The organism is Novosphingobium sp. (assembly GCF_031424035.1).
In the GTDB taxonomy this organism is placed as follows: Bacteria; Pseudomonadota; Alphaproteobacteria; order Sphingomonadales; family Sphingomonadaceae; genus Novosphingobium.
This window is the reverse complement of the sequence record NZ_JANPGP010000022.1, coordinates 19182-27076: the sequence shown is the minus strand read 5'-3', so window position 1 is coordinate 27076 and position 7895 is coordinate 19182. Positions and strand designations below refer to the sequence as shown.

Here is a 7895-nt window from a genome sequence, read left to right as displayed (position 1 = left end):
TGTCGAAACGTCTGTCACCTCGATCGGCAACTCTACGGCGGGCCGTCCGCTGTTCGGCAGCAACAAGTATTCCGACTGGCTGCCGTCGATGAACCTGACCTACGAACCGATGGATGGCCTGATTACCCGCTTCGCCATATCGAAGGTCATGGCGCGGCCGCTGCTGGGCAACCTTTCGCCCACCATTTCGGCGATCAGCGTGCCTTCGTTCACCGGCACCACGACCGGCGGCACCATGACTATCGGCAACCCGAAGCTGAGCCCGTTCCGTGCCACCAACATCGACGCCAGCGTCGAATGGTACTTCGCGCCGGGCGGCCTGTTCAGCCTCGCCTTCTTCGATAAGCAGATCGACAGCTTCCCGCAGACGGTCATCTTTGACGGGCAGATTTCGGACTTCCTCGATACCGCTGCCGTCGACGCGCTAAAGCTGCAGCTGACCCCGCAGCAGGTCCAGTATATCGACGCCGGCGGCATCTTCTCGGCCCGCCAGTTCCGCGATGCACCGGGCGGATACGTGCGCGGCATCGAAGCTTCGTTCCAGATGGACTTTACCTTCCTGCCGGGGTTCCTCAAGAACTTCGGCGTTCAGGCGAACTACACCCGCATCTGGTCGGAGCTGAACTACATCCTCGATCCGGGCGCGGCAGCCACGGGGACGGTCGCAGCTATTCCGGCCACCTTTGGCAAGGCGCCGTTCCTCAACGTTTCGCCACAGGCGTTCAACGCCACGCTGTACTATGAAACCAAGAAGTTCCGCGCCCGCGTTTCCGCAGCGCAGCGCAAGGGCTATTCGACCACCTACCCGATTGCGGCAGGTGCGTGCAGCCCGGGCCTGACCAACTCGCCTGCCGATCCCTCGGTCGCTGGTGTGCTGTGCAACGCCCCCTTGGTCAACGACTTCGCCTACAACCGCTCCACGCTCAACGTCGATGCCTCGATGAGCTGGACCTTCCTGCCCTTCGCCACGCTGACGCTGGAAGGCCTGAACCTGACCAACCAGCGCACCGAGCGCTATGCCTATCAGGGCCAGGAAGCGGTAACGAACTATGCCAGCACCGGGCGCATCCTGCGCGCCGGCGTGAAGGTGAAGTTCAAGTAAGTTCCTGCAAGGATTACCGGTCGCTGCATGAGGGCGGCGACCGGCATCTTGCCCTGGGATATAATCACCGGCACCATGTTGGCCGGCAGTCCCGGCAAACCGGGCATGGGAGAATTGCGCGCATGAAACGGTTACTGGCCTTGTTCTGCGGCGTCGCAGTCACCCTCGCGGCGCCACTTGCACCCGCTCTCGCCCAGACCGCAGCAGTGCAATCGCACCCCGCCGATCCCACGCGCGGCGGGGCGGGCGGCCGTATCATTCGTGTTACCTCGCTCGCCAAGCAAGGCCCCGGCACGCTGGCCGAGGCGGTCAATGCCAAGGGCCCACGCGTGGTCGTGTTCGAGGTATCAGGCGCGATCGATCTTGGCCGCGACACACTAGAGATCAGGGAACCCTTCCTCACCATCGCCGGCCAGACCGCGCCCAGCCCGGGCGTGACGCTCATCCGCGGCGGCATCGATCTCAAGACTCACGACGTCATCATCAGCCACATGCGGGTGATGACCGGCGCGGACGGACAGGCGAAGCGTTCGGGCTGGGAAGCCGATGCCTTCTCAACCGTCGCGGCCTACAACGTGGTGATCGAGCACAACTCCTTCCTGTGGGCGCTGGACGAAAACATGTCTGCCTCGGGCCCGCGCTTCAATGGCAGTACCGTTGCCGAATGGCGCAAGAATACCAGCCACAACATCGTCTTCCGCGAAAACCTCGCTGCCGAGGGACTGGCCGATGCCAGCCACCCCAAGGGCGAACATTCGAAGGGGTCGCTGATCCACGACAATGCCACCGGCATCGTCTTTTACCGCAATATCTGGGCCCACAATGTCGAGCGCGCGCCGCTACTCAAGGGCGGGGTCCAGGCGCTGATGATCAACAACCTGATCTACAACCCCCAGCACCGCGCGGTGCATTACAACCTGATGAATCTTGAATGGACCGGCCAGCCCTATGTCACCGGCGAATTGACCGCCGTGGGCAACGTGATGCGCGCCGGCAATGACACCGATGAGGGCCTGCCCTTCCTGATGCTCGGCGGAGATGGCAACCTGTCGTACTATGGACGCGACAACCGCGCGGTCGATCGCCACGGCAAGGCGCTCCCCCAATTCGGCCGCTATGGTGAGACCAAGGCAAAGCTGCTCCCTGCAAAGGCGCCGCTGGCCTCGCTGGCGGGCTATGCCGTGCTGCCATCAGGCGATGTCGAGACCAGCGTGTTGCAGACCGCCGGTGCCCGCCCGTGGGACCGCGCGCCCGACGACATCCGCATTCTTTTCTTCGTCGCCGAAGGGCGCGGCGAGGTGATTGACGACGAACACGAAGTCGGCCCCGGCTATCCGATTATCAAGGAAGTGCGTGCAGCTTTCGTCGAGGGAGACTGGGACCTGGCGTCGATGACGCCGAAATCGGGCCATTATCCGGGCCAGAAGGCTGGCGCGCAGGAAAAGCTGAGCCCACGCGATCTCGATTCGCGGCAAGGTGCAACTCCGGCGGCTACCGGCAAATGAGCCTCGCCGCAGCGCTCAGCCTGCTCGCCGCAGCTCCGGCGATGGTGGTAATCGACGAAAAAACTACGCGTCGCGAGGAAGTCCCGCCGCACGGCGCGATCGGCATGTCGACCGCTTACCGAATTTCCGACGCCGTCCCCGCCCCGCACGCCATGGAATTCCGCCGCCGCGTGCTGCACCGTGGTGCGGCAGTCGGCGAACATCCGATCGCCCATGACGAGGTCTATTACGTACTTTCGGGCGAAGGCGAAGTCCTGTCTGACGGTGTGCGCCGCAAGCTGACCGCGGGCATGGCGGCCTACCTTTACAAGGGTGCAAAGGTCGGCATCTGGCAGAAGGGCAAACAGCCGCTGTCGCTGATCATTTCCTACCCCAATCCGCCGCAATAGGCTGCGTCAGGCCCCGGCGGCGATGCCCTCGCCCTCGATCCGCAGCACCGGAACGAACACGCCCTCGCCGGCCTCGGGCAGCGTCACCAGCAGTCCCGAACCGTCCTGCGTGAACGGCAATTGCCCACCGCCCAGCAGGCTGACCCGTCCGACCCGCACGGGGGATGCCCCAGCCGCCAGCGAGGCTATCCGCAGCGGCTTCTGGGGCCAGACCAGCGCCGCTGCATAAAGCGTGCCGCCGCGCACCGTGAAGCGCAGGTCCTGCGATGTGAAGGCTCCGGCCTTCGCTTCGTTCATCATCCCTTCCGCCGGGCGCACCGGGCCTTCGCCATAGCGCAGCCATGGACGGCTGGCGAAGATCGCCTCACCATTGATCGCCATCCACGCGGTCAGCCCGGCGAGCACTTTCTCCTCCTCGGCATCGATCGAGCCATCGCCGCGCTGTGGGACCGAGAGCAGCAGGTTGCCGTTCTTGGACACCACATCACACAGCCGCTGGATCACCTGTTCGGCGGCCTTGTAGGCGCGCTGGTCGAATATCTTCCGGTCGTAATGCCAGTCACCAATGCAGGTGCAGGTCTGCCACGGCTGAGAGCGAATGTCAGCGGACCAGCCGCGTTCGACATCTTCGGTGATGGCACTACGCTGGCTGGCGGAAAGCTTCTTGCCGGTCAGCACCCCTTCCAGCCGGCCATGCCGCGCGATGGACTGGTTGTAAAACTGCGCGGCGGCATCAAGGCCGAACTCGTCCAGCGGCAGGCCCTCGTTGTCGAAGTAGACAAGGTCGGGGTCATAGCGCTGTACAAGATCAATCTGCCGCGCCAGCCAATTGCGCGAAAAGCCGGGGTTGATGGTCGGTGCCGCCTCGGTCCAATGGCGATCATTGGCGAGGTGCCATTCGTCCATCCGCGCAACCGACGAGATACCGTCAGGCACCACCATCGACGGCCCTGTATAGAGCGCCTGCGGATCAAGCCCCTGCCAGGTTTTGCCGCGCCCGTCCGACTTGCGCAGCCGGAATGCATCATAACGCTGGCCCCGGCGGCTGCCTTCCGGATCATAGCCATAGGCGGCCTGCAACCAGTGCCAGGCATGGGCGGCATGGTTGGACACGCCAAAGCGCAGGCCCTGCGCCCGCGCGGCTTTCGCCCAGGTGCCGACAATGTCACGGCGCGGGCCGACGCGGGTGGAATTCCACGGATGGTACCGGCTGGCGAAATTGTCGAAATTGTCGTGATGGTTGGCCATCGAGACGAGGTAACGCGCGCCCGCCGCCTTGAACTTGGCCGCGAGCATCTCGGGCTGCCACTTGTCAGCGCGCCACTGGCCGATGATGTCGATGAAACCAGTATCCGCCGGGTGGCCGTAAGTCTTCCGGTGATGGTCGTAAAAGGGGCTGCCCTGAACGTACATCTTGCGGGCGTACCAATCACCCCATTCGGGTACGCATTGGGGCCCCCAGTGCGACCAGATACCCAGCTTGGCATCGCGGAACCATTCAGGCGTGCGGAACTGCGCGGCGAGCGATTCCCAGCTGGCGCGAACCGCCGCCGGCGATCGGTCGGCAAGCGCCGCGGCCCCCAGCAGCGAGGCCGTTCCCAGCACCCCCCGCCGGGTCAGCCCGCTCATGGCATGATCGAGCCGCGAATTTCCGGCACGGCGCGCGCCAGTTCGTCGGCAATCACCGCCGCGAACAGCGAGGCGCCGGCCGGGCCGAGGTGGGTGTAATCAAACGGCCGGTTCATCTTGCCGGTGCGCGGCGCGATGCCGCTGTCAGTGGCCGCGGGCGCGCCGGTCGAGCTGGGCAGCGAGACGCGGTCCAGCGACGCGGCAGAGGCGACTTCGGCGGGCGGCGGCACTTCGGCGGTCAAGTTTGAAACCGACGGTCCCATGGCCTCGACAATCGCCGCCGAACGCGCACCAAGATCGATCAGCGGGGTCTTCGTGTCCGCCGCTACCTTTCGCACGGCATCGGACCAGGGATCGAGATCACGGTCGAGCTTGCCGTCCTTCCACATCCGCCGGGTCAGCGGCGTGACCAGCACCGGCAGCGCCCCCGCCGCCCGCGCCTCGGCGACATAGCGGGCCAGATTGGCGGGGAATTCGGTGGCCAGGTCGGTCGATCGGCCGGGCTTGCCGGGTTGGTCATTGTGGCCGAACTGGATGAGGATCACCGTGCGGCGATAGCCGGGCACCCTGGCCTCGCCCAAGGCCAGCGCCCATGATCCTTCGGCGCGATAGGAACTGCTGGACCGCCCGCCGCGCGCGAGGTTGAGGCAGGCGAGCCCTTGCGTCACCCGTTCGGCGCAAAAGGCCGAGCCCCAGCCCGAACCCACCGCCGTGGTTGAATCTCCGACGAGGATCACCTTGCTGGCGCTGACCGGCTGTGCGGTTTCAGTGCGGGTAACATCTGGCGAAGGCACGGCAGCAGCAAGCAAGGCTAGGGCTATCATGGGTCAGCTCCCGGGCTGGATATAAGGCACGCGGGCAAAGAGCTCGCGCTCCCACTTGCGCGGATCGGCGACCACGCGGCTCGCCACATCAAACACCATCGTCTCGCGGCGGGGCATGGAATAGGGCGCCCAGCCGGGATTGCCGGTGCGGGCGAAGCGGACAAAGGCGTCCATGACAGTGTTGCTCATCGCCTGCCTCGCCGGGGTCATGTCGGGCGAGGTGCCGAAGGACAGGCCGATATCATCGGTGTGCTTGGCCTGTTCGAAATCGAGCTGGTAAACCCAGGTCTGCCGCACGCCGGCGCGGGCGCGGGCATCGGCCTCTTCCACCTGTCCGCGCCATGACCGGGCGGTGGTGGCGATGCGGTGGAACAGCTCGACCGGATCGGCCCCCGGATAGTGTGCGCGGAACTGGGCAACGACCCAATGCGGCTCGATATCGATCTTCATGGCCGGGGCGACCCGTTCGGCCAGATTGGACCAGTCGAGCCCCTTGATTTCGCGGCTGTCGGGTCCGTTGAACGCGCGGGTTTCCATTACCGTATTGCCGAGCAGCATCGGCACGGCATTGCCCTGCGGCGCCGGGTCGGGCCAGAACGGGTGCCGATGGAGGTGCTTCATATCGAGCACCGGCCCCATATAGACCCCGCCGCCAAGGATCGGATCAGTGGCGGAAAGCGCGGCGATCAGCTGCTCGACCGGGGCGGTGGCGGGATCGGCTCCCAACTTGGCCAGGAAGGAATCGGTGCGCTTTTGGGCGTTGAGCGGGCCGGAGGCGGTAACCTGCTGGCCGCTCATGGTGATGGCCTTGTGGAGCAGGCCCGTGGCCTCGGGCATGGCCATCAAGGTCGCGATCTTCGCTCCGCCGCCGGATTGGCCGAACACGGTAACATTGCCCGGATCACCGCCAAATGCCGCGATGTTGCGCTGGACCCATTGCAGCGCGCAGATCAGGTCAAGCTGACCGTTGTTGCCGCTGCTGGGGAAGCGATCGGGCAGATAGAGATAGCCGAGCGCATTGAGCCGGTGGTTGACCGTGACGACAACGACATCGCCGCGCCCAGCCAGCTTCGCGCCGTCGTTGAGCTGGTCGGTGACCGAGCCCGAGGAATAGGCGCCGCCGTGGATATAGACCATGACCGGGCGCGGTCGCTTGGCTTGGGTCGTCGGCGCCCACAGGTTGAGGAACAGGCAGTCCTCGCTTTGCGGTTGGTAGCCTTTGCCCTGCTGGGGACAGGCCGCGCCAAACTGCGTCAGACTATCCAGATCTACCATGCCAAACGGCACCGGTTCGGGCGGCCTGAACCGTTCGGCACGGCCATAACGGATGCCAAGCAGCTCCCTGACTTGCAATTTATGCTGCGCAGCAAAAACTGGCGTTGCTGCAGCATAAAATGCCATACCGCCCACCAGGACGGTGCGGCGGCTGAGGCCATCAGCGGCGGACATCGCCCGCGCTGGCCGTGAAGCCATCAAGGTCGGCCGCGCCCAGCAGGCACATGTCGCCGGGGATCGAATGCTTGAGCGCGGTTAGCGCCAGCCCAGCCTCGGCCATCGCCTGAGCGTCTGCGCCTTGCAGCCAGCGGTGCAGCACGCCCGCAGCAAAGGCATCACCAGTGCCGATCCGGTCAACAATGCCGGTAACGTCGATCTCGCCAGTCTGGTGCGCGCTGTCCCGCGCATCGACCCGGGCGGAAATGCGGTGGTGGTCGCTGGTGACAAGGTGCCGCGCGGTCGAGGCGATCAGCTGGAGCTTCGGGAATGCAGCAAAGGCGGCTTCCGAAGCTTCGCGCCGCCGGTCTTCACCGTCTCCGGAGAAGGCCGAGCCGAGCAGCAGCGAAATGTCGCGGTGGTTGCCGATCAGGATCGTCGCATCCTTGACGAGGTCGCGCAGAACTTCGCGGGGTTTCGAATCCCAAGCGGACCATAGTTGCCCCCGGTAGTTTCCGTCGAAACAGATCGGCACCCCTGCCGCCACCGCCGCCGCGTTCGCCGCCTTGGCCAGCGCGACGCCTTTCGTCCCCAATGCAGGGGTGATGCCGCCGGTATGCAGCAAGCTTGCACCAGTCAGCGCGCCGGCGAAATCGATGGCCGCGGGGTCAGCTTCGGCAAAGGCGCTGCCGGCGCGGTCATAAGTGATCGCGGAAGGACGCGGACCGGCGCCGGCTTCCATGAAATAGAGCCCCATGCGTCCGGGAGCGCGGGCGAGGAAGCGCGTATCCACCCCCGCCCCGCGCAGTGCGCTGACCGCTTTGGTGCCAAGTGGATTGTCCGTTACCAGCCCGGAAAACCGCACCTCATGCCCCATCGACGCGAGCGCCGCCGCGACATTCGCTTCCGCCCCGCCGACGATCACGTCGAGGCTGGTCGCCTGCACCATGAGCTGCGCGCCCGGTGGAGTGAGCCGGATCAGAAGTTCGCCGAAGCAGGTAACGATTTTGGCCAT

The 7895-nt window shown here is 65.3% G+C and carries 7 protein-coding genes; 3 read left to right on the top strand and 4 right to left on the bottom strand.

Going from position 1 to position 7895, the window contains the following annotated elements; genetic code table 11:
* The 3 genes from RMO89_RS02670 to RMO89_RS02660 form a co-directional block, all read left to right on the top strand.
* Positions 1 to 1102 (top strand): TonB-dependent receptor domain-containing protein (locus tag RMO89_RS02670; RefSeq protein WP_310531064.1); only part of this gene is annotated, 1102 nt, incomplete at its 5' end.
* 122 nt (positions 1103 to 1224) lie between these two features.
* Positions 1225 to 2607 (top strand): pectate lyase, encoded by a 1383-nt coding sequence (locus RMO89_RS02665; RefSeq protein WP_310531063.1) that lies wholly within the window; start codon positions 1225 to 1227, stop codon positions 2605 to 2607.
* Positions 2604 to 2996 (top strand): cupin domain-containing protein, encoded by a 393-nt coding sequence (locus RMO89_RS02660; protein ID WP_310531062.1) that lies wholly within the window; start codon positions 2604 to 2606, stop codon positions 2994 to 2996. Before RMO89_RS02665 ends, RMO89_RS02660 begins: the two co-directional genes overlap by 4 nt.
* A gap of 6 nt (positions 2997 to 3002) precedes the next feature.
* On the opposite strand, the gene RMO89_RS02655 is transcribed toward RMO89_RS02660, so the two are convergent.
* The 4 genes from RMO89_RS02655 to RMO89_RS02640 are packed head-to-tail and all read right to left on the bottom strand — an operon-like array spanning position 3003 to position 7895.
* Positions 3003 to 4625: an alpha-L-fucosidase gene (locus tag RMO89_RS02655; protein WP_310531061.1), complete on the bottom strand. Its 1623-nt coding sequence runs from the start codon at positions 4623 to 4625 to the stop codon at positions 3003 to 3005.
* Complete coding sequence (locus RMO89_RS02650) at positions 4622 to 5449, bottom strand: rhamnogalacturonan acetylesterase (RefSeq protein ID WP_310531060.1); 828 nt, start codon at positions 5447 to 5449, stop codon at positions 4622 to 4624. Before RMO89_RS02650 ends, RMO89_RS02655 begins: the two co-directional genes overlap by 4 nt.
* A 3-nt stretch (positions 5450 to 5452) precedes the next feature.
* Positions 5453 to 6898, bottom strand: coding sequence for a carboxylesterase family protein (locus RMO89_RS02645; protein ID WP_310531059.1), 1446 nt, complete (start codon positions 6896 to 6898; stop codon positions 5453 to 5455).
* Positions 6885 to 7895, bottom strand: coding sequence for a sugar kinase (locus tag RMO89_RS02640; RefSeq protein ID WP_310531058.1), 1011 nt, complete (start codon positions 7893 to 7895; stop codon positions 6885 to 6887). Before RMO89_RS02640 ends, RMO89_RS02645 begins: the two co-directional genes overlap by 14 nt.